A 19,353-nucleotide genomic window follows, 5' to 3' on the forward strand; every position below is an offset into this window, starting at 1 on the left:
GCTGGACTGTCAAGACGCTAAATCATTCGCCGAGGCCGTGAATCGGGCGCGCGACCCGATCCCCGACCCTCCTCGCAGCACACGCAGGACGTGATCTTTGTGACCATGAAGGTCTTGGCGGGTTCAATTTCCCGCGGCCGGCGTCCACAATGCGAGCATGCCGTCAAGTCCCAGCCGGTCGACCGCCTGCACGACCCCGGCCTGCTCGATCTGATGCGCGATCCCGGACAGGCCGACGGCATTGAGCACCAGGGAGGTCGCGGTGCGCAGGAAGGTCAAGTCACCGAACCGCGGCACGAGCTTGTAGTCGCGCACCGGCAGATCCTTCTTGACGTTCTTGTTGGCCACGAGCCAGGCCACTGCCGTCTTCTCGTCGCCGAGTTCGTCGATCAGCTTGAGTTCGATCGCCTGCCGGCCGGTGAAGACGCGGCCGTCCGCCACCTTCTCGAGCAGCGCGTCATCCATCCCGCGGCGATCCTTCACGAGGCCGCGGAACCAGGCGTAGGAATCCTTGACCAGGGCGTCGAGCGCGGCGCGCGCTTCCGGGCTGGTCGGTTCATAGCCGTTCGGCGCCGCCTTCAGCGGCGAGGACTTCACCTCTTCGACCTTGACGCCGATCGTCTTCAACAATTCGCTGACATTCGGATATTGGAACAGCACGCCGATCGAGCCGACCAGCGAGCTCTGCTGCGCGACGATGTGGTCCGCGGCGATCGCGCCGATATAGCCGCCGGACGCGGCGAGTCCTTCGACGACCACGACCAGCGGCTTCTTCGCCTTCAGCCGCACCAGGGAATCGTAGAGCTGTTCGGAGCCGGCAGTGGTTCCGCCCGGCGAATTGATGTGAACGATCACGGCCTCGGCCGATGAGTTCTCCAGCCGCTCCAGCGCCTCGACGCGCTCGTGGTCGCTGCGGATCAGGCCTTCGATGTTGACGCGGGCGATCGAGCCTGACGTCGAGAGCGCGGTGCGGCCGCGCGGCGACATCGCAAGACCGATGGCGGATAGCGCTGCGATCGCGATCAGCACCGCGACGACGCGCCAGAAGGTCAGTTTGCGGCGCAGCCTGCGGCGATCGACGATCACATCCGAATCAAGCGACATGGACAGCTCCTGGAAATCTGGGCGCGTTTTGCAGCCGCAGCCTGAATATCTCGTTATCCGATTACATCAATCACGGCGCATTTTGAAGAAAGGAAGGCCCGCCAAGAGACCGCCACAGGGCCGCCAAGACACGGCCAGCACATCGCCAGCCGGCGGAGAGAGCCGGAGGGGCAGATAAAAAAAGCCCCGGCCGAAGCCGGGGCTTTGATCTGATGACGGCGATCGAAGGCTTACTTCGCGTCGCGGTTCTTGAGCGCGGTGCCCAGGATGTCGCCCAGCGTGGCGCCCGAATCGGACGAGCCGTACTGCGCGATGGCTTCCTTCTCTTCCGCGACTTCCAGCGCCTTGATCGACACCTGGACCTTGCGGGCCTTCTTGTCGAACTGGATCACGCGGGCATCGACCTTCTCACCGACGGCGAACCGCTCGGAGCGCTGGTCATTGCGATCGCGCGCCAGCTCGGAGCGTTTGATGAAGGTCGAGAACTCGGTGCCGACGATCTTGACGTCGATGCCGCCGTCCTTGACGTCGAGCACTTCGCAGGTGACGACTGCACCCTTCTTGACATCGCCCGGCTCGGCGAAGGGATCGCCTTCGAGCTGCTTGATGCCGAGCGAGATGCGCTCCTTCTCCACATCGACGTCGAGCACCACGGCCTTGACCATGTCGCCCTTCTTGTAGTTGTCGATGACCTGCTCGCCCGGCAGCTTCCAGTCGAGATCCGACAGATGGACCATGCCGTCGACGTCGCCTTCGAGACCCAGGAACAGGCCGAACTCGGTCTTGTTCTTGACCTCGCCCTCGACCACCGAACCCGTCGGGTGCTTCTCGACGAAGACCTCCCACGGATTGCGCATGGTCTGCTTGAGGCCGAGCGAGATGCGGCGCTTGACGCTATCGACCTCGAGCACCTGCACTTCGACCTCCTGCGAGGTCGACACGATCTTGCCGGGGTGCATGTTCTTCTTGGTCCACGACATCTCGGAAACGTGGATCAGGCCTTCGATGCCCGGCTCGAGCTCGACGAACGCGCCGTAGTCGGTGATGTTGGTGACACGGCCGTGGAAGCGGGCCTGCAGCGGGTACTTCGCCTCGATGCCCTGCCACGGATCGTCCAGCAGCTGCTTCATGCCCAGCGAGATGCGGTGCGTCTCGTGGTTGATCTTGATGATCTTGACCTTGACGGTCTGACCGATCGAAAGCACCTCGGTCGGGTGGTTGACACGGCGCCAGGCAATGTCGGTGACGTGCAGCAGGCCATCGATGCCGCCGAGGTCGACGAACGCACCGTAATCGGTGATGTTCTTGACGACGCCGTCGATCACCTGACCCTCTTCGAGGTTCTGCACCAGCTCCTGGCGCTGCTCGGCGCGGGTCTCTTCCAGCACGGTCCGGCGCGACACGACGATGTTGCCGCGGCGACGGTCCATCTTGAGGATCTGGAACGGCTGCGAATTGTTCATCAGCGGCGCGACGTCGCGGATCGGACGGATGTCGACCTGCGAGCGCGGCAGGAACGCCACGGCGCCGTCCAGGTCGACGGTGAAGCCGCCCTTGACCTGGTTGAAGATGACCCCGTTGACCTTCTCGTTGTTCTGGAACGCCTTCTCGAGCTTGCCCCAGCTCTCTTCGCGGCGGGCCTTGTCGCGCGACAGCACGGCTTCGCCGAGCGCGTTCTCGATGCGGTCGAGGAACACTTCGACCTCGTCGCCGACCTTCAGCTCGCTGTCGCGGCCGGGACCGGAAAATTCACGCAGCGCCACGCGGCCTTCGGTCTTCAGGCCGACGTCGATGACGGCCATGTCCTTCTCGATCGCAACGACCTTGCCCTTGACGACGGAGCTTTCCTGAAGGTTGCCCTTCGTGAAGGACTCATCCAGCATCGCGGCAAAATCATCGCGACTGGGATTGTAGGAATTAGCAGAGATACTCGAAGCCATTGGTTCTCCAGATGCGGACATTCTCGCCAGCTTGGGGTTGATCGGCGCATCGGATGGACAGTGCCTGGAGGTCCACAAATCCCCAGACGTCCGCGCGGTGCGCTGAGAGCGCCACGACGCGGGCCGGCAATGCCTGCACATGCGATACGTATGAAGCTTCGTCCGGATGATCGGGCTCGATTGAACCGCAATCGAGCTATCGATGGTCAAGGGCGGGAGCGGGCGGTTCCTCCAATGACGCCGACGGAAATCAGACCCGCTGGCGGCCCGCTCGAACGGCCTCGACGATATCGATGGCGGCCCGGACGCCGCCTTCTATATCCAAATGGGAGTTATCAAGCAAGTAAGCATCCGGGGCTTGTTTCAAAGGGGCGACGGCCCGGTTCTGGTCGCGTTCGTCGCGTGCCAGGATGTCGGCCAGAATGGCCGCCTCGTCCGCCGGCTCGCCGCGGGACCGCGCCTCGAGGGTACGCCGATGCGCCCGGATGCGCGGATCGGCCACCACGTAGATCTTCACCTCGGCGTCCGGGCAGATCACGGTTCCAATGTCACGGCCGTCGAGCACGGCGCCCGGCGGCGCGCTGGCGAACTGGCGTTGGAAAGCCACCAGCGCCTCGCGCACCCGCGGCAGCGCCGACACCACGGAGGCGGCGGACCCGACGTCGTGGGACCGGAGCGCCGGATTGTCGAAGGTCGACGGGTCCAGGGTCATCGCGACCTCCGCCGCCCGGGCCTCATCCTTCAGGTCGATGCCGGCGGCCAGCATTGCATGCGCAACGGCGCGATAGATCACGCCCGTATCCAGATGCCTGAGGCCGTAATGCGCTGCGAGGCGCTTGGCCATGGTGCCCTTACCCGAGGCCGCCGGGCCGTCGATGGCGATGATCATGCGAAATCCGCCCCTGCCTTGCACATCAGCGGAACAAAGTCCGGAAAGCTGGTGGCGATGAAGGCGGTGTCGTCGACCTTGACCGGCTTGTCCGACGCGAGCCCCATCACCAGAGCGGACATCGCGATGCGGTGGTCCATATGGGTCGCGACCAGCCCGCCGCCCGGCACGTGGCCGCGGCCCTCGACGATCAGATCGTCATCGGAGATCTCGACCTTGACGCCGTTGACGCGCAGCATGGCTGCGGTGGCCTCGAGCCGGTCGGATTCCTTGACGCGAAGCTCGTGCAGGCCGCGCATGATGGTCGTGCCCTCGGCATAAGCGGCGGCCACCGCCAGCACGAGATATTCGTCGATCATCGACGGCGCCCGCTCCGGCGGAACCTCGACGCCGCGCAGCTTCGAGGCCCGCACGCGCAAGCGGACCATCGGCTCGCCGGCATCGCCGCGGACATCGTCCTCTTCGATCGAGGCGCCCATCTCGCGCAAGGTCGCGAACAGGCCGGTGCGCAGCGGATTGGTCATGACATCCGACAGCACGAGATCCGAGCCGTCGACGATCAGGGCGGCGACCAGCGGGAACGCGGCCGAGGACGGATCGGCCGGGACGATGACCGGCGCGCCGTGCAGCTCCGGCTGTCCGGTGAGCGCGATGCGGCGGCCATGGGTCCCTTCCAGGGTGGTGACGATCTCGGCGCCGAAATGCTTCAGCATCAGCTCGGTATGGTCGCGGCTGGCCTCCTGCTCGATCACGGTGGTGACGCCGGGCGCCGCCAGGCCAGCCAGCAGCACGGCCGATTTGATCTGGGCCGAGGCCACCGGCGTCCGATACACGACCGGCACCGGGTTGCTGGCGCCCTGCAGGGTTAACGGAAGCTTGCCGCCCTCGGCGCTGGCGGTCACCTTGGCGCCGATCAGCTCCAGCGGATCGAGGATGCGACGCATCGGGCGGCTGCGCAGCGAGGCATCGCCGTCGAACACCGCGGTGATCGGGCAGCCGGCCACGGCGCCCATGACCAGCCGGCAGCCGGTGCCGGAGTTGCCGAAATCGAGCGTCGCCGCCGGCTGGGCAAAGCCGCCGACGCCGACGCCGTGCACCGTCCAGGCGAAGTCGCCGTGACGTTCGACTTTCGCGCCGAGCGCCCGCATCGCTTGCGCGGTGTTGAGGACATCCTCGCCCTCGAGCAGCCCGGAAATCCGCGTCTCGCCCACCGACAGCGCCCCCAGGATCAGCGCCCGGTGCGAGATCGATTTGTCGCCGGGCACGCGCAAGGTGCCCGAGAGCGGCCCTGAGGCGCGAGATTCGAGGGGGATCGGGGCGGCTGGCGCGCTCACGGCGGGGTCCTTCTGGTTCGAAGCCGGCAGGTATCACAGGGGCCCGCGCCCGTCACGGGCCGTGATTTCCGGTTGAAAGCGCTATTGACAGCGGCGCGGCAACTAGCCAAGTGAGACACCGCTTTTCAGACATTGCCAGGACGCCTGCACGTGGCCAAATCCGAGCTCGGAACCAAACGCATTTGCCCGACGACGGGCAAAAAGTTCTATGACCTCAACAAGAACCCGGTGATTTCGCCCTACACCGGCGAGGTCGTGCCGATCGCGCCGGTGGCGCCGACCCGGGCCATGCGCGGCGAGGCTGCTCGCGCTGCCGCGGCCGCCGACGTGGTTGAGCCCGCCGAGGCCGAGGAGTTGGTGCCGCTCGAGGAGGCCGATGCCGAGGAAAACACCGGCAAGGTCAAGGCCGTCGTGCCCGAGACCGAGGACGACATCGAGATCGACGAGACCCTCGACGACGACGAGGATGATGATTCCACCTTCATCGCCGACGAGGAAGAAGGCGACGAGGATGTCACCGACATCATCGGCGATGTGGGCGGCGACGAAGAATAATCGATCAAGACACTTGAGATCGTCCGCGAACTGTGGTTCACGGTGCTCCCCGGCGGTCGCCCAGACCGCCGGTTCGGTTCAGGGGCCATAGCTCAGCTGGGAGAGCGCTTGCATGGCATGCAAGAGGTCGGCGGTTCGATCCCGCCTGGCTCCACCACGCTTCGCCCTTCGGGCTACGCGTGGCGCAGCCACGACGGAGCCCGAAGGGCGAAGCGTGGTGCCCGGCGAAGCCTCTTGGCGAAGCCGGGCTTCAACAGGCTCGCTACCTTTTCCAGGTTCGTTATCTCCCAAATCGCGCTATCCCTTTGGCTACGCCCTGATTCCGTGCGAACGCAGCCGGGCTGACAGACTTGATGACCACATGCAAAATGCCCACTCGAGGTCCTTCGCGGCGAGCACCTTCGCATGTGGTACGTCTACATCATCCGTAGCGTAACCTTTCCCGACCAGGAATATGTCGGCGCAACCGCCGACCTGAGGCAGCGCCTCAAAGATCACAACGCCGGCCGCTCGGCCCACACGTCCAAATTCATGCCGTGGACATTGGTCTGGTATTGCGCGCTTCCGGACAAGTCGAACGCGCTCGCATTCGAGGCCTATCTGAAGTCGCATTCCGGGCGAGCGTTTTCGAAGAAGCGGCTTGTCCGGCCGTGTTGAGCCTCTCTCACCCCGCCGCCGCATTCAGTTGTTCCCGCAGCCGCACCAGTTTGCCATGCAGGTCGGCAAGCTCCGCGAGCGAGCAGCCTGTGGCATCGAGGATCGCCGGCGGGATGATGGCCTTGGCCTTGTCTCGCAGCGCGGCGCCCTGCGCGGTCAGCGCGACCAGCACCTGTCGCTCATCCGCTGCCGAACGTGTGCGCTTCAGCAGATGCGCCGCCTCCATCCGCTTCAGCAGTGGCGTCAGGGTGCCCGAGTCGAGGTACAGCCGCTCGCCGATCTCCTTCACCGACAGCCCATCCCTTTCCCACAGCACCAGCATGACCAGATATTGCGGATAGGTCAGACCGAGACGGTCGAGCAGCGGCTTGTAGACGCGGTTGAAGGCGTGGGCCGTCGAATAGACCGCGAAGCAGAGCTGGTTGCCGAGCTGGAGCGGCACATCGGCCGCGGATTTCTTTCGCATCGAGGTCACCACAGATCGATCCTGTCCGGCATCTTTGGCCCACGGTTCCCCTAGCGACAATGAGGGGCCAGCGCCGATCACGATTTTTCTACCGCACAATCGTATTGTGCACAATCTAATTGTATGCAATATGGCGTCATTGAATTCGTCATCAACCCGGAGACACCCCATGTCCGTGAACGTGCTCTACAAGACCAGCGCCAAGGCCACCGGCGGCCGCGATGGTGAGGCGGCCACTCTCGACGGCTCGCTGAGCGTCAAGCTCTCCACGCCGAAGGAGCTCGGCGGTGGCGGCGGCGCCGGCAACAATCCGGAGCAGCTGTTCGCAGCCGGCTACGCCGCCTGCTTCATCGGCGCCATGAAGTTCGTTGCGTCGCAAGGCGGCCCGAAGGTTCCGGCCGACGCCTCGGTGACGTCAACGGTCGGCATCGGCCCGCGTTCCGAAGGCGGCTTCGGCATCACCGTCGAGCTCGCGGTCGCGCTGCCCGGCCTTGCCAAGGCGGATGCCGAGGCGCTGGTCGAGAAGGCCCACCAAGTGTGCCCGTACTCGAACGCGACCCGCAACAATGTGGACGTGAAGCTCAGCGTCATCTGAGGCTGAATTCCACCCTGCGGCACAGCCGCTCTCGGACCTTCCGCATGGCAGCCCCCGTCTCTGGCGAGGGCTGCCATGGCCCGACGCGTTTGCACCTGCGCCTTGGCAGTGCTTAATGACCGCGAGTTCAATCCAACCTCGCGACATCCGATGACACCCCAATTTGCTCCCGGCGCCATGGCCGGACTGCGCGTGATCGATCTCACGCGTGTGCTCGGCGGCCCCTATTGCACGCAGATCCTGGCCGATCACGGCGCCGACGTGATCAAGGTCGAGCCGCCGGCCGGCGACGAGGTGCGCGACTGGGGCCCGCCCTTCCACGACGAGGACGCGGCGTATTTCGTCGGCATCAACCGCAACAAGCGTTCGATCGGCCTCGACCTCGCCTCGGACGGCGGCCGCGTGGTGCTTCTGAAGATGCTCGAGACCGCCGATGTGCTGATCGAGAACTTCAAGCCGGGCACGCTCGAGAAGTGGGGTATCGGCAGCGATGCGCTGCGCGAGAAATTTCCGAAACTCGTGCACTGCCGCATCTGCGGCTTCGGCGCCGACGGGCCGCGTGGCGGTAATCCGGGCTATGACGCCATCATCCAGGCGATGACCGGCATGATCGCCGCGACCGGCTCACCGGAGAGCGGCCCGATGCGCATCGGCGTGCCGCTGGTCGACATCACCACGGGGCTCTATGCCGCCATCGGCATCCTGATGGCGCTGTCGGAGCGGCAGCGCTCAGGGATCGGCCAGTTCCTCGAAGTGACGCTGTACGAGACCGGCCTTGCGATCATGCATCCGCACACCGCGAACTACTTCATGCACGGCAAGCCGCCGTCGCTGACCGGCAACGAGCATCCCAATTTGGTGCCCTACGCGATCTTCCCGACCAAGACCGATGACATCTTCATCGGCGTCGGCAATGACGGCACCTTCCGCAAGCTCGCACGCGAGATCGGACGTCCCGACCTCGGAACCGACCCGCGCTTCGCCCGCAACAGGGACCGCGTTGCCAACCGCGAAGCGCTGCGCGCCGAGCTTGCCGCGGTGTTCAGCCAATTCGAGGCCGAGCCGTTATGCGATCGGCTGCTCGCCGCCGGACTGCCGGCGGGTCCCGTACAGAAGATCGATCAGGCCCTGACCCATCCGCACACGCTCTACCGCGGCGATGTGATCGAGAAGGACTGGTACAAGGGCGTTGCATCGCCGATCCGGCTCGAACGCACCAAAGCGAGCCTCCGCACGACACCGCCGGCGTTCAGCCAGCACGCCCAGGAGGTCCTGGCCGAGTTCGGCTACACGCCGGACGAGATCGAGGCGCTGCTGGCTGAAGGAACCGTTTGCGCCGAACGCAAGCGCTGACCGCGACCACATCGGAGCGATCGCCGCGCCGCACCAGGACGCGGCGAGGACTCGCTAGATTTACCGCTCTTCAACGATGCACTTCGCACGGCTTTCCCATGCCGGATCAGCCGTCTATACATTCACATAACTGTCATCTGGCGCTGTTAACGGCCGCAAACGACGATGACGTTCATGGGAGGTATATTTTGATGTCACTTCGCCAATTCGCTGCTGCCGCCGTGGTCACGGCGACCTTTGGTTTCGCTGTTTCTCCCGCACACGCGGTGACTGAGATTCAGTGGTGGCACGCCATGACCGGCGGCAACAACGACATCGTCAACCGGCTCGCCGAGGAGTTCAACGCCTCCCAGAGCGACTACAAGGTCGTGCCGACCTTCAAGGGCGCCTATCCGGACACGCTGAATGCCGGCATCGCTGCGTTCCGCGCCGGCACCGCGCCGCACATCCTGCAGGTGTTCGAGGTCGGCACCGCGACGATGATGAGCGCCAAGGGCGCGATCAAGCCGGTCTATGAGCTCATGAAGGATGCCGGCGAGCCGTTCGATCCCAAGGCTTATCTGCCGGCGATCACCGGCTACTACTCGACGTCGAAGGGCGACATGCTGTCGTTCCCGTTCAACTCGTCCTCGATGGTGATGTGGATCAACAAGGATGAGCTGAAGAAGGCCGGCGTCGCCGAGATCCCGAAGACCTGGCCGGAGGTGTTCGACGCGGCCAAGAAGCTGAAGGCGGCCGGACACGACACCTGCGGCTTCTCCAACGCCTGGGCATCCTGGGCCAATATCGAGCAGTTCTCGGCCTGGCACAACGTGCCGATCGGCACCAAGGCCAACGGCCTCGACGGCTTCGACACGGTGCTCGAATTCAACACCCCGCTGCACGTCAAGCACCTGCAGAACCTCGTCGAGCTGCAGAAGGACAAGACCTACGATTATTCCGGTCGCGGCAGCGCCAGCGAGAGCCGCTTCGGCTCCGGCGAATGCGCGATCTTCCTGACCTCGTCGGGCTATTACGCCACTGCCAAGAGCACCGCGAAGTTCGACTTCACCTCGGCACCGATGCCGTACTACCCGGATGCACCGGGCGCGCCGCAGAATTCGATCATCGGCGGCGCCTCGCTCTGGGTGATGGGCGGCAAGTCGGCGGACGAGTACAAGGGCGTGGCCAAGTTCTTCACCTTCCTGTCCGACACCAACCGCCAGGCCAAGCTGCACCAGGAATCCGGCTATCTGCCGATCACCAAGGCGGCCTATGAGAAGACCAAGGCGGACGGCTTCTATGAGAAGAATCCGACCCTGCAGACGCCGCTGAAGGAGCTCACCAACAAGGAGCCGACCGAGAACTCGCGTGGCCTGCGCTTCGGCAACATGGTGCAGATGCGCGATGTCTGGGCCGAGGAGATCGAGGCGGCGCTGGCCGGCAAGAAGACCGCCAAGGACGCGCTCGATTCCGCTGTCGCCCGCGGCAATGCGATGTTGCGCACCTTCGAGAAAACGGCCAAGTAGAGCCGTCCTTGAGATGTCCCCTCCGCCCCCGGAGGGGACGTCTCGCCTCTCCCTCTCGCGGCGCACTGCATGGAAAAGTCGGTCGTCTTCAACGGCAAGCTCTTGCCCTATGTGCTGCTGGCGCCGCAGCTCGCGATCACGCTGATCTTCTTCTATTGGCCGGCCAGCCAGGCGATCTGGCAGTCCTTCCTGCGCGAGGACGCATTCGGCCTCAATTCCGAATTTGTCGGGCTCGAAAACTATCAGGCCCTGTTCGCTCAGCCGGAATATTACACCGCTATCGGCACCACCGTCGTGTTCTCGTCGCTGGTGACGGTGCTCTCGCTCGGCGTCGCGCTGCTGTTCGCCACGCAGGCCGACAAGAACCTCAAGGGCGCCTCGGCCTATAAGACGCTGATGATCTGGCCCTATGCGGTGGCGCCGGCGATTGCCGGCGTGTTGTGGTTCTTCATCTTCCATCCGACCCTGGGCACGTTGGCGCGCCCGCTGCGCGTCATGGGCTTCGACTGGAATCCGATGCTCAACGGCACCCATGCCATGGTGCTGGTGGTCATGGCCGCGGTCTGGAAGCAGGTCGCCTACAATTTCCTGTTCTTCCTCGCCGGCCTGCAGGCGATCCCGAAAAGCGTGATCGAGGCCGGCGCGATCGACGGCGCCGGTCCGCTGCGGCGGTTCTGGACCATCATCTTCCCGCTGCTGTCGCCGACCACCTTCTTCCTGCTCGTCGTCAACATCGTCTATGTGTTCTTCGAGACCTTCGGCATCATCGATGCCGTGACGTCGGGCGGTCCCGCCGGCACCACCACGACGATGGTCTACAAGGTGTTTGCCGATGGCAGGCTCGGCGGCGATCTCGGCGGCTCGGCTGCGCAATCGGTCGTCCTGATGGTGATCGTGATCGCGCTGACGGCGATCCAGTTCCGCTACGTCGAGCGCAAGGTGCAATACTGATGGTCGAGCATCGCCCGCTCCGAGATCTCGTCGCGTATCTGGTGCTCTCGCTCGGCGTCGTGATCTTCGCGTTTCCCGTCTACGTCGCCTTCGTCGCCTCGACCTATGACGCAGCGACCGTAGTCAGTGGCAATCTGCCGCTGGTGCCGGGCGGGCGCATGCTGGAAAACTACTACCGCGCCGTGTTCGTCGGCGGCTCCCGCTTCATGAACCAGCCGGTCGGCGTGCTGCTCGTCAATTCCTTCATCACCGCCATCGGCATCGCGGTCGGCAAGATCATCATCTCGATCCTGTCGGCCTTTGCGATCGTCTATTTCCGGTTTCCATTCCGCAAGACGGCGTTCTGGATCATCTTCATCACCCTGATGCTGCCCGTCGAGGTCCGCATCTACCCGACCTACAAGGTCGTCGCCGATCTGCGCATGCTCGACACCTATGCCGGGCTGATCCTGCCCCTGATCGCTTCCGCGACCGGCACGCTGCTGTTCCGCCAGTTCTTCATGACGGTCCCGGATGAGCTGCTCGAGGCCTCCCGGATCGACGGCGCCGGCCCGCTGCGGTTCTTCTGGGACACGCTGCTGCCGCTGTCGATGACCACCGTGGCGGCCCTGTTCGTCATTCAGTTCATCTATGGCTGGAATCAGTATCTCTGGCCGCTGCTCATCACCACCAAGGATTCGATGCAGACCATCGTGATCGGCATCAAGAAGATGCTGACCACCACCGACGAGCTTGCCGAATGGCAGCTCGCAATGGCCACCGCCGTGCTGGCGATGCTGCCGCCGGTCGCTGTCGTGATCTTCATGCAGCGCCTGTTTGTCAAAGGTCTGGTGGAGACGGAAAAGTGAGCGGGGCGAATAGCGAATGGCGATTAGCGGATAGGGGCGTCCGCGCATGAAGATCCATTCGCCTTCCCCTATTCGCCACTCCCTCTTCGCTCTTCGCCAGCAATCGCTCGCTCGTCACGCATCACCGGTACCCGCCCATGGCTAACGTCACGCTCCGCAACGTCCGCAAGGTCTATCCCGGCGGGTTCGAGGCCATCAAAGGCATCGATATCGAGGTCGGCGACGGGCAGTTCTGCGTGCTGGTCGGTCCGTCGGGCTGCGGCAAATCCACGCTGCTGCGGATGGTCGCGGGGCTCGAGACGATCACCTCGGGAGAGATCGATATCGGCGGCCGCATCGTCAACGCGATCGAGCCGGCCGATCGCGACATCGCGATGGTGTTCCAGAACTACGCGCTGTATCCGCATATGAGCGTCTACAACAACATGGCCTATGGCCTGCGCAACCGCCGCGTGCCCGAAGCCGAGATCAAGACGCGCGTCGAGGACGCCGCGCGCATCCTCGAGCTCGGCACCATGCTCGAGCGCAAGCCGCGCCAGCTGTCCGGCGGCCAGCGCCAGCGGGTGGCGATGGGCCGCGCGATCGTGCGCAAGCCGAAGGTGTTCCTGTTCGACGAGCCACTCTCCAATCTCGACGCCAAGCTGCGCATCGCGATGCGGGTCGAAATCCGCAAGCTGCAGCGCCGTCTCAACACCACGGCGATCTACGTCACGCATGACCAGCTCGAGGCCATGACACTGGCCGACATCCTGGTGGTGATGAATGGCGGCAAGGTCGAGCAGATCGGCAATCCGCTGGAAATTTATCAGCGGCCGGCGACCACGTTCGTGGCGTCCTTCATCGGCGCACCGCCGATGAACCTGATGCCGATCGAGGGCGTGCGCGCGCAGCTGCACGGCGCCGACGCGGTTCCGGCCGAGGCCGGCCAGCTCGGCATTCGGCCGGAGGATTTCGAGCTTGCCGATACGGTTCCGGCCGGCGGGATCGGCCTCGACCTCAGGGTCGACGCGATCGAGCATGTCGGGGCGGAGACCTATGTTTACGGCGCCCGGCAGGGTTCCGACAGCCAGGACAGCCTCATTGCGGCCGCCAACGACGTCATCGTGCGGCTACCGGGCACCGCGGCGCCGGACATCGGCGCCCGGATCCGGGCCGTCGCGCCGCGCGGCAAGCTGCATCTGTTCTCGGTTGACGGCCGGCAACGGCTGCCGATTTAACCCCTTCCACAGACAGGCCGTTTGCGACTTTGGAGGTGCTTGAACGCGCCTGGCATCATGACCATATTGCTGCTCAAGGGGTGCCGTCAGGGCCCTGAAACGTCAAAGTCGCTTCGAGAGGACTTTGTAAACCATGTCTCGTGTTCCTTCGCTCTCCAGTCCGTTCCTGCTGGGCTTCGACGAGATCGAGCGCGTGCTCGACCGCGTGGTCAAAGGTGCCGACGGCTATCCGCCCTACAACATAGAGCGGTTCGAGCGCACCAATGGCCAGCCCGAGCGTCTTCGGATCACGCTGGCGGTGGCGGGTTTCACCCGTGACCAACTCGATGTCACCATTGAGGAAAACCAGCTCGTCATCCGTGGCCGCCAGCAGGACGACAAGTCCCGGCAATACATTCATCGCGGCATCGCCGCGCGCCACTTCCAGCGCACCTTCGTGCTGGCGGAGGGAATGCATGTGCTCGGGGCGGATCTGAAGAACGGGCTGTTGTCGGTCGATCTGGCCAGGCCAGAACCTGAGCGGATCGTTAAGACAATCGCTATCAATGAACACGAATAATGGTGTGATGGAACGAGTAGCGGACTCGACCGCTTGAGTCTCAGAAGGAGTCGAGACCATGAACGAAGTGAATGTTGCGTCTGATTCCCGCGTCTCCCCGGAGGCGCTGGCCACCTTGGGTGAAGGTCACATCGCCTATGTGAAGCAGATCCGCTCCGAAGACGTGCCGGGCCTGTTTCCGCAAGCGCCGCGTATTGCGCCGGGACTGAAGCTGTTCGCCTTGCATGCCGCCGATGGCACGCCGATCATGCTCACCGACAGCCGCGAAGCGGCGATCGCCAATGCGTGGAGCCATGAGCTTCAGGCCGTGAGCGTGCACTAAGCGGGGCGCAGTCCTCGCCGCCGGCGACGGCATCTTGTGAGACCCATGCGGCTGATGCACTGATATGAGGGCGGTCCCCTGACCAGGGGACGGCCCTTTTTTATCGTCAGGACGGTCGCCACGCATGAGCTCGTCGATCACCGCGTTGAGCGCGACGGAGTTGCGGGTCGACGACAAGCTCGCGGCCGCCCTGCTCGCTCTGAACAATGCCCACGCGTCTGAACTGTCGTGGCTCGCGCCCGAAGCGCTGCTGCATCTGGTCGAGCAGGCGTGGCGCGCCTGGCGGATCGGCGCGGCGGATGCGCTGCTGATCGCGCTGGACCAGGACGCTGTCTATGACAGTCCGAACTATCGATGGTTTCGCGCCGGCTATGATCGCTTCGTCTATGTCGATCGCATCGTGGTCGCGCCGTCCGCCCGCGGCCGCGGTCTGGCGCGCCGGCTCTATGACGAGCTGATTCGGACGGCGACGGAAGCCGGGCACGACCGCGTCGTGTGTGAGGTCAACCTCGACCCGCCCAATCCGCAATCGGACGCGTTCCACGCCGCACTCGGCTTTCAGCCGTTGGCGACAGCGCGCATCCATAGCGGCACGAAGACGGTGCGCTACATGGCGAGATCATTGCGATAGCCAGCGACAGACGAAGCCGCTGCGGAAAGGATTTTCGAGAAATTCATTTCCGTCGATGTCCGGAGCGATCGATTTCACAACCAGAAACAATCCGGACAAAGATGTCCAATCCTTAAGTTGTCCCCGTTGCAGCACGCGGTAGTCCGATGTGTGACGAGCATGTGTAGGGATGGCAAATGCATGGATCACGGCTTGATGCAGGCGTCTTTCGCGAGCTTGCACGCGGGACCATACCCAACCGGCACGTATTTCTGGACAGTCCTCAGCCGGGGCCGAGCCCTTACTACGTCATCTGCAACAGCGTGCCGAAAGCAGGGACCTACCTGCTGGTTGAACTTGTCCGAGCGCTGGGCGGTCATGTCGACCTCGGCTATCACACCTACACGTCATCGATCAGCAAGCTCAATCCCGACGGTTCTTTGGACTACGGGCGCGCGCTTCCGGCCCCGCTCTGGGCGTCGGCCCTGCGCTCCGGTTACTTCTGCGCCTCGCACACCGAGTACTGTCCGTATCTCGAGCAATATCTTCTGGGCAGACCGGAACACAAGATGCTGTTCATCGTCCGCGACCCCCGCGACATCGTCGTGAGCTGGGTCGACTTCGTCTACCACTCGGCGTCGTACCCGAAGATGCGGAAGTGGAACGCCTATCTGCGGGCGGCCGGATCGGCCGCTCACCCCGATGACGCCTCCCGCATCACATCGACCCTGCTCTCTTTGCCCCGATCGGGCATCAAGAACTTCATGAGCTGGCTGGACTCGCCGGCCTGCCTGACCGTGCGCTTCGAAGAGCTCTATTCAGAACTCGCGGCCGACGATGCAGCACGGTCATCGTTTCCTGTCCTGCATCGCATCTGCGACTATCTTGGACTGCCACGCAGGACAGCCGCGGAGCTCGATGTGCTTGGCCGCGGTCTGACGTCGTCAGGACGCGGCCGGAAGATCGGCATCTACAAGGAGCGGATGCTGCCGCAGCATTTCGACCTGCTCCGAAGCGAGGCATTCCAGGAGCTTGTCGTCGAATTCGGCTACGAGCCGACGCCGCTGCCCATACCCGCGCGGACGAACGGGTTTGGCGCCGCGCGGAGGCTCGCCAGCAGGCTTTCCCGATCGTTACAGGGCGGGGTGATACGACGTCAGGCTGCGGAGGCCGGCGGCAGTGCCAGCACCGAATACAGCGCCTGAGCATCCCGTGAGGCGCGGAGCTTCTTGGCGACGTCCTGGTCGCGGAGCAGTCGGGCGATGCGGGCCAGCGCCTTCAGATGATCGGCCCCCGCGCCTTCCGGCGCGAGCAGCAGGAACACGAGGTCGACCGGCTGGCCGTCCATGGCTTCGAAATCGATCGGCCGTTCCAGCCGGGCAAACAGCCCGAACAGTTTGTCCAGCTTCGGCAGCTTGCCGTGGGGGATTGCCACGCCGTAGCCGACGGCCGTGGTGCCGAGCTTCTCGCGCTGCAGCAGGACTTCGAACACGGCACGCTCGTTCTGCCCGGTCAATGCGGCGGCCCGAGCCGCCAGCTCCTGCAGCGCCTGCTTCTTACTGATGACCTTCAAAGCCGGCAGGATCGCCTCGGGTGCGACCAGATCGGTAATCGGCATAGGGCGTTCCGAGGTGATTGAACCGTCAGTGTGCGAAATAGGTCGGGACAGACCGGCGTCAAGAAGCTGAGGCGGCAGGCGGGGTTAACCCCGTGTCCGATGCGAGGCGCTTCTACCCCAACGCAACGGCGGTGCCAACTCCCGCAAGCATGTTCCGGCAGCCTATCCTTAAGATCGCCGGAGCATGGCGGCCTGAAGGCGCGAACGCCCCAAACCGCTCATCGCACCTCTTCATCACCGTGGCGTGACGTCGCGACCTCTTCGGCAAACGTTTGATCAACAAACGATTTTGCGGTTGCAGCGCCGCCCGGCCTGTCCCATCAAATTACGGCTTCACGGCCGGCGGATCGACCCAGCCAATATTGCCGTCGGCGCGGCGGTAGATGATGTTGACCCGGCCGCTGGAGCCATGCTGGAACACCATGCAGGGTGCGCCGGACAGATCCAGCTCCAGAACCGCTTCGGACACCGACAGCCGCTTCAACGCGGTGGTGTTCTCGGCGATGATGACCGGATTGTAGCCCGTGATCTCCTCGTCGCCCTCCGCCGGCGCCTCGATCACATAGCTCGGCGCATCCAGCACGGCGCCGTCGAGACCGGCCAGCGCGGCATTGGCCGCATGCGATTTGCGCGCCGACCGGTCCTTGAGCCGGCTCTTATAGCGGCGGAGCCGCTTCTCGATCATCAAGAGCGCCTGATCAGCGCTGGCATAGGCGTCCGGCGCGTTCGATTCGGCCTCGAGGGTGATCCCCGAATCAAGGTGCAGCGCGCAATCGGTCTTGAAGCCGAAGCCGTCCTTGGAGAGCGTGACGTGGCCGGAATAGTTGCCATCGAAATACTTGCGGAGCACCTCGTCGGTGCGCTCGCTGACGCGGCCGCGCAGCGCTTCGCTGACGCTGATGCTCTTTCCGGAAATCCGCAGGGTCATGTGTCGCCTCGATTCATGTGAACCGAATATGACACTAAGCCTATTTGGTTAAGGCGCAATCTTGCGCAGTGGTCAAACTGACGCGGTATCCCGGGTGCGGTCGGCGCCGGCAGGTCCCGACAGCGCGTGCGCCAGCATGCTCTGCTTGTCGCGGCGGCGTTGCACCGAGGATGGGATCCGCATCGCCTCCCGGTATTTTGCGACCGTGCGGCGCGCAATATCGATGCCGGCCGCGCGCAGCTTCTCGACGATCGTATCGTCGGAAAGGATTGCGGAGGGATCTTCCGCATCGATCAGTTGCTTGATGTGGTGGCGCACCGCTTCGGCCGAATGCGCCTCGCCGCCATCGGCCGATGCGATTGAGGCGGTGAAGAAATATTTCAGCTCGAAAGTGCCGCGATTGGTCGCCATGTATTTGTTGGCGGTGACGCGTGACACCGTCGATTCGTGCATCTGGATCGCATCCGCAACGGCCTTGAGGTTCAAGGGCCGCAGATGCGCGACACCATGGGTGAAGAAGCCGTCCTGCTGGCGCACGATCTCGGTCGCCACTTTCAGGATGGTGCGTGCGCGCTGGTCGAGCGCGCGCACCAGCCAGGTTGCGTTCTGCAGGCAATCGGTGAAGTAGGACTTGTCGCCGTCCTTGCGGATCGTCTTCGACAGCTCGGAGTAATAGACCTGATTCACCAGGACGCGCGGCAGCGTGTCGCTGTTGAGCTCGACCAGCCAGCCGCCGTCCGGACCGGGACGCACATAGACATCGGGCACCATGGTCTGGGTGCGGGTCGTGCCGAACTTCAGGCCCGGCTTGGGATCGAGCCTGCGGATCTCGCCGATCATATCGACGAGATCCTCGTCATCGACGCCGCACAATTTGCGCAGGCTGGCAAAGTCGCGCTTGGCGAGGATATCGAGATGCTCGACGAGAGCCTGCATCGCCGGGTCATAGCGGTCGAGCTCGCGCAGCTGGATCGCCAGGCACTCGCTCAAATTGCGCGCGCAGATGCCGGGCGGATCGAACGTCTGCAGCACGCCCAGCACGGCATCGACATCGGCCTGTTCGGCGCCGAGCCGATCGGCAGCCTGGCCGAGATCGGCCGGCAGATAGCCGGCCTCGTCGACGAGATCGATGAGATATTGACCGATCATGCGATCGGCGGGCGCGGTGAAGGCCACCGCGGCCTGTTCGGCGAGATGATCCGACAAAGTGGTCTCGGCCGCGACAAAGGCTTCGAGATTGTAGTCCTCGTCGCCGGAGGCGCCGCCGCCCCATTCGGTGTAGGTGGTGGGCGCAGCGTCCTGGGCGTTGCGCGCGGCCGTCTCCGCCGGCTCCTCGGAGAAGACGTTGTCGAGCCCGGTGTCGAGGGTTTGTTCGATCTCCGTACGGGTGCCGAGATCGCGGCTCATCCAGTCTTCCGGGGCGCCGTCGAAGCTCTCACCGGCGGCGCCGCCGCCATCGCCGAAATCCTCACCACCGGCCTCGCCGGCATCCGAGAACTCGGAGCGCTCGGACATCTGCTGCTCACCGGCGACCGGCGCTTCCGGACCGTCATTGGCACGCTCCAGCAGCGGATTGCGCTCAAGCTCCTCTTCAACGAACGTGGAGAGGTCGAGATTGGACAGCTGTAGCAGCTTGATCGCCTGCATCAGCTGCGGCGTCATCACCAGCGACTGCGACTGGCGGAATTCTAATCTCTGCGTCAACGCCATGGGAGCAAGAACATTCCCTTACTGGTCCAATTCTTGCTTATCCTAATCTGCGCGCGATGTACACGTCTTGACGAATAAGAAAAACGGAGTATGCGCGGCCAGAAGACGAGATTACCGGTCGCCGGGGAGCCTTCAGGAAACAGCGTTAATCACAGCGTTTCCCGCGCCTGTCACACCCGCGACAATACC

At 64.1% G+C, this 19,353-nt stretch carries 20 protein-coding genes and 1 tRNA gene; 13 read left to right on the forward strand and 8 right to left on the reverse strand.

The genetic code is table 11. The features are described from left to right. Positions 1 to 123 precede the first annotated feature (123 nt). From sppA to aroA, 4 genes are all read right to left on the reverse strand, one after another. Positions 124 to 1,104 carry a signal peptide peptidase SppA gene (gene sppA / locus BBTA_RS00480; protein ID WP_011942625.1) on the reverse strand — a complete coding sequence of 327 codons (981 nt, stop codon included), beginning with the start codon at positions 1,102 to 1,104 and terminating at the stop codon, positions 124 to 126. 230 nt (positions 1,105 to 1,334) lie between these two features. Continuing rightward, complete coding sequence (gene rpsA / locus BBTA_RS00485; RefSeq protein WP_011942626.1) at positions 1,335 to 3,044, reverse strand: 30S ribosomal protein S1; 1,710 nt, start codon at positions 3,042 to 3,044, stop codon at positions 1,335 to 1,337. A gap of 250 nt (positions 3,045 to 3,294) precedes the next feature. Further along, positions 3,295 to 3,933, reverse strand: a complete 639-nt coding sequence (gene cmk, locus BBTA_RS00490) for a (d)CMP kinase (RefSeq protein ID WP_011942627.1) — start codon at positions 3,931 to 3,933, stop codon at positions 3,295 to 3,297. Beyond that, entirely contained in the window at positions 3,930 to 5,267 is a 1,338-nt protein-coding gene (gene aroA / locus BBTA_RS00495; protein ID WP_011942628.1) for a 3-phosphoshikimate 1-carboxyvinyltransferase, read from the reverse strand. Before aroA ends, cmk begins: the two co-directional genes overlap by 4 nt. Positions 5,268 to 5,417: 150 nt before the next feature. Between aroA and BBTA_RS00500 the strand changes: the two genes are divergently transcribed. The 3 genes from BBTA_RS00500 (at position 5,418) to BBTA_RS00510 (ending at position 6,479) form a co-directional block, all read left to right on the forward strand. Continuing rightward, positions 5,418 to 5,822, forward strand: coding sequence for a TIGR02300 family protein (locus tag BBTA_RS00500; RefSeq protein ID WP_011942629.1), 405 nt, complete (start codon positions 5,418 to 5,420; stop codon positions 5,820 to 5,822). 81 nt (positions 5,823 to 5,903) lie between these two features. Further along, a tRNA-Ala gene (locus tag BBTA_RS00505) sits at positions 5,904 to 5,979 on the forward strand. A gap of 248 nt (positions 5,980 to 6,227) precedes the next feature. Next, positions 6,228 to 6,479 carry a GIY-YIG nuclease family protein gene (locus tag BBTA_RS00510; protein WP_011942630.1) on the forward strand — a complete coding sequence of 84 codons (252 nt, stop codon included), beginning with the start codon at positions 6,228 to 6,230 and terminating at the stop codon, positions 6,477 to 6,479. 7 nt (positions 6,480 to 6,486) lie between these two features. Here BBTA_RS00510 and BBTA_RS00515 read toward each other — a convergent pair whose 3' ends face one another. Continuing rightward, complete coding sequence (locus tag BBTA_RS00515) at positions 6,487 to 6,945, reverse strand: MarR family winged helix-turn-helix transcriptional regulator (RefSeq protein ID WP_011942631.1); 459 nt, start codon at positions 6,943 to 6,945, stop codon at positions 6,487 to 6,489. A 169-nt stretch (positions 6,946 to 7,114) separates the two neighbouring features. On the opposite strand from BBTA_RS00515, the gene BBTA_RS00520 reads away from it, so the two are divergent. The 10 genes from BBTA_RS00520 (at position 7,115) to BBTA_RS00565 (ending at position 16,113) form a co-directional block, all read left to right on the forward strand. Further along, the gene (locus tag BBTA_RS00520) at positions 7,115 to 7,540 is read left to right on the forward strand and encodes an organic hydroperoxide resistance protein (RefSeq protein ID WP_011942632.1); all 426 of its coding nucleotides are present in this window, start codon (positions 7,115 to 7,117) and stop codon (positions 7,538 to 7,540) included. Positions 7,541 to 7,690: 150 nt separating this feature from the next. Beyond that, a complete protein-coding gene (locus BBTA_RS00525) occupies positions 7,691 to 8,893 on the forward strand; it encodes a CaiB/BaiF CoA-transferase family protein (protein ID WP_011942633.1) in 1,203 nt (400 codons plus the stop codon). Positions 8,894 to 9,084: 191 nt separating this feature from the next. Beyond that, positions 9,085 to 10,401, forward strand: a complete 1,317-nt coding sequence (ugpB, locus tag BBTA_RS00530; protein ID WP_011942634.1) for a sn-glycerol-3-phosphate ABC transporter substrate-binding protein UgpB — start codon at positions 9,085 to 9,087, stop codon at positions 10,399 to 10,401. A gap of 69 nt (positions 10,402 to 10,470) precedes the next feature. Next, positions 10,471 to 11,352 (forward strand): sn-glycerol-3-phosphate ABC transporter permease UgpA, encoded by an 882-nt coding sequence (gene ugpA, locus BBTA_RS00535; protein ID WP_011942635.1) that lies wholly within the window; start codon positions 10,471 to 10,473, stop codon positions 11,350 to 11,352. After that, positions 11,352 to 12,200: a sn-glycerol-3-phosphate ABC transporter permease UgpE gene (gene ugpE / locus BBTA_RS00540; protein WP_011942636.1), complete on the forward strand. Its 849-nt coding sequence runs from the start codon at positions 11,352 to 11,354 to the stop codon at positions 12,198 to 12,200. Before ugpA ends, ugpE begins: the two co-directional genes overlap by 1 nt. Positions 12,201 to 12,337: 137 nt before the next feature. Continuing rightward, positions 12,338 to 13,417 (forward strand): sn-glycerol-3-phosphate import ATP-binding protein UgpC, encoded by a 1,080-nt coding sequence (locus BBTA_RS00545; protein WP_011942637.1) that lies wholly within the window; start codon positions 12,338 to 12,340, stop codon positions 13,415 to 13,417. 133 nt (positions 13,418 to 13,550) lie between these two features. Further along, a complete protein-coding gene (locus BBTA_RS00550) occupies positions 13,551 to 13,976 on the forward strand; it encodes an Hsp20 family protein (protein ID WP_011942638.1) in 426 nt (141 codons plus the stop codon). A gap of 58 nt (positions 13,977 to 14,034) precedes the next feature. Beyond that, complete coding sequence (locus BBTA_RS00555) at positions 14,035 to 14,298, forward strand: DUF1150 domain-containing protein (protein ID WP_011942639.1); 264 nt, start codon at positions 14,035 to 14,037, stop codon at positions 14,296 to 14,298. 124 nt (positions 14,299 to 14,422) lie between these two features. Next, a complete protein-coding gene (locus BBTA_RS00560; RefSeq protein ID WP_011942640.1) occupies positions 14,423 to 14,929 on the forward strand; it encodes a GNAT family N-acetyltransferase in 507 nt (168 codons plus the stop codon). 176 nt (positions 14,930 to 15,105) lie between these two features. Next, positions 15,106 to 16,113, forward strand: coding sequence for a sulfotransferase domain-containing protein (locus BBTA_RS00565; RefSeq protein ID WP_011942641.1), 1,008 nt, complete (start codon positions 15,106 to 15,108; stop codon positions 16,111 to 16,113). Here BBTA_RS00565 and ptsN read toward each other — a convergent pair. The 3 genes from ptsN to rpoN all read right to left on the reverse strand — a co-directional run bounded on the left by ptsN (position 16,065) and on the right by rpoN (position 19,164). Further along, the gene (ptsN, locus tag BBTA_RS00570; protein WP_011942642.1) at positions 16,065 to 16,526 is read right to left on the reverse strand and encodes a PTS IIA-like nitrogen regulatory protein PtsN; all 462 of its coding nucleotides are present in this window, start codon (positions 16,524 to 16,526) and stop codon (positions 16,065 to 16,067) included. The two genes, BBTA_RS00565 and ptsN, sit on opposite strands and share 49 nt — an antisense overlap. Before the next feature lie 325 nt (positions 16,527 to 16,851). Further along, positions 16,852 to 17,454 (reverse strand): ribosome hibernation-promoting factor, HPF/YfiA family, encoded by a 603-nt coding sequence (gene hpf / locus BBTA_RS00575; RefSeq protein WP_008962741.1) that lies wholly within the window; start codon positions 17,452 to 17,454, stop codon positions 16,852 to 16,854. 72 nt (positions 17,455 to 17,526) lie between these two features. Next, positions 17,527 to 19,164, reverse strand: a complete 1,638-nt coding sequence (gene rpoN, locus BBTA_RS00580; protein ID WP_011942643.1) for an RNA polymerase factor sigma-54 — start codon at positions 19,162 to 19,164, stop codon at positions 17,527 to 17,529. Between the last annotated feature and the right edge of the window lie 189 nt (positions 19,165 to 19,353).

Origin of the sequence: Bradyrhizobium sp. BTAi1 (assembly GCF_000015165.1) — a bacterium.
Lineage (GTDB): Bacteria > Pseudomonadota > Alphaproteobacteria > Rhizobiales > Xanthobacteraceae > Bradyrhizobium > Bradyrhizobium denitrificans.

Excerpts from the sequence above, each read along its gene's own strand:
- BBTA_RS00515 (WP_011942631.1), bottom strand. The coding sequence starts at position 6,945 with ATGCGAAAGAAATCCGCGGCCGATGTGCCGCTCCAGCTCGGCAACCAG.
- ugpE (WP_011942636.1), top strand. The coding sequence starts at position 11,352 with ATGGTCGAGCATCGCCCGCTCCGAGATCTCGTCGCGTATCTGGTGCTC.
- BBTA_RS00525 (WP_011942633.1), top strand. The coding sequence starts at position 7,691 with ATGACACCCCAATTTGCTCCCGGCGCCATGGCCGGACTGCGCGTGATC.
- BBTA_RS00510 (WP_011942630.1), top strand. The coding sequence starts at position 6,228 with ATGTGGTACGTCTACATCATCCGTAGCGTAACCTTTCCCGACCAGGAA.
- BBTA_RS00565 (WP_011942641.1), top strand. The coding sequence starts at position 15,106 with ATGCATGGATCACGGCTTGATGCAGGCGTCTTTCGCGAGCTTGCACGC.
- rpsA (WP_011942626.1), bottom strand. The coding sequence starts at position 3,044 with ATGGCTTCGAGTATCTCTGCTAATTCCTACAATCCCAGTCGCGATGAT.
- cmk (WP_011942627.1), bottom strand. The coding sequence starts at position 3,933 with ATGATCATCGCCATCGACGGCCCGGCGGCCTCGGGTAAGGGCACCATG.
- ugpA (WP_011942635.1), top strand. The coding sequence starts at position 10,471 with ATGGAAAAGTCGGTCGTCTTCAACGGCAAGCTCTTGCCCTATGTGCTG.
- rpoN (WP_011942643.1), bottom strand. The coding sequence starts at position 19,164 with ATGGCGTTGACGCAGAGATTAGAATTCCGCCAGTCGCAGTCGCTGGTG.
- hpf (WP_008962741.1), bottom strand. The coding sequence starts at position 17,454 with ATGACCCTGCGGATTTCCGGAAAGAGCATCAGCGTCAGCGAAGCGCTG.
- BBTA_RS00545 (WP_011942637.1), top strand. The coding sequence starts at position 12,338 with ATGGCTAACGTCACGCTCCGCAACGTCCGCAAGGTCTATCCCGGCGGG.
- ugpB (WP_011942634.1), top strand. The coding sequence starts at position 9,085 with ATGTCACTTCGCCAATTCGCTGCTGCCGCCGTGGTCACGGCGACCTTT.
- BBTA_RS00520 (WP_011942632.1), top strand. The coding sequence starts at position 7,115 with ATGTCCGTGAACGTGCTCTACAAGACCAGCGCCAAGGCCACCGGCGGC.
- sppA (WP_011942625.1), bottom strand. The coding sequence starts at position 1,104 with ATGTCGCTTGATTCGGATGTGATCGTCGATCGCCGCAGGCTGCGCCGC.
- BBTA_RS00555 (WP_011942639.1), top strand. The coding sequence starts at position 14,035 with ATGAACGAAGTGAATGTTGCGTCTGATTCCCGCGTCTCCCCGGAGGCG.
- BBTA_RS00550 (WP_011942638.1), top strand. The coding sequence starts at position 13,551 with ATGTCTCGTGTTCCTTCGCTCTCCAGTCCGTTCCTGCTGGGCTTCGAC.
- ptsN (WP_011942642.1), bottom strand. The coding sequence starts at position 16,526 with ATGCCGATTACCGATCTGGTCGCACCCGAGGCGATCCTGCCGGCTTTG.
- BBTA_RS00560 (WP_011942640.1), top strand. The coding sequence starts at position 14,423 with ATGAGCTCGTCGATCACCGCGTTGAGCGCGACGGAGTTGCGGGTCGAC.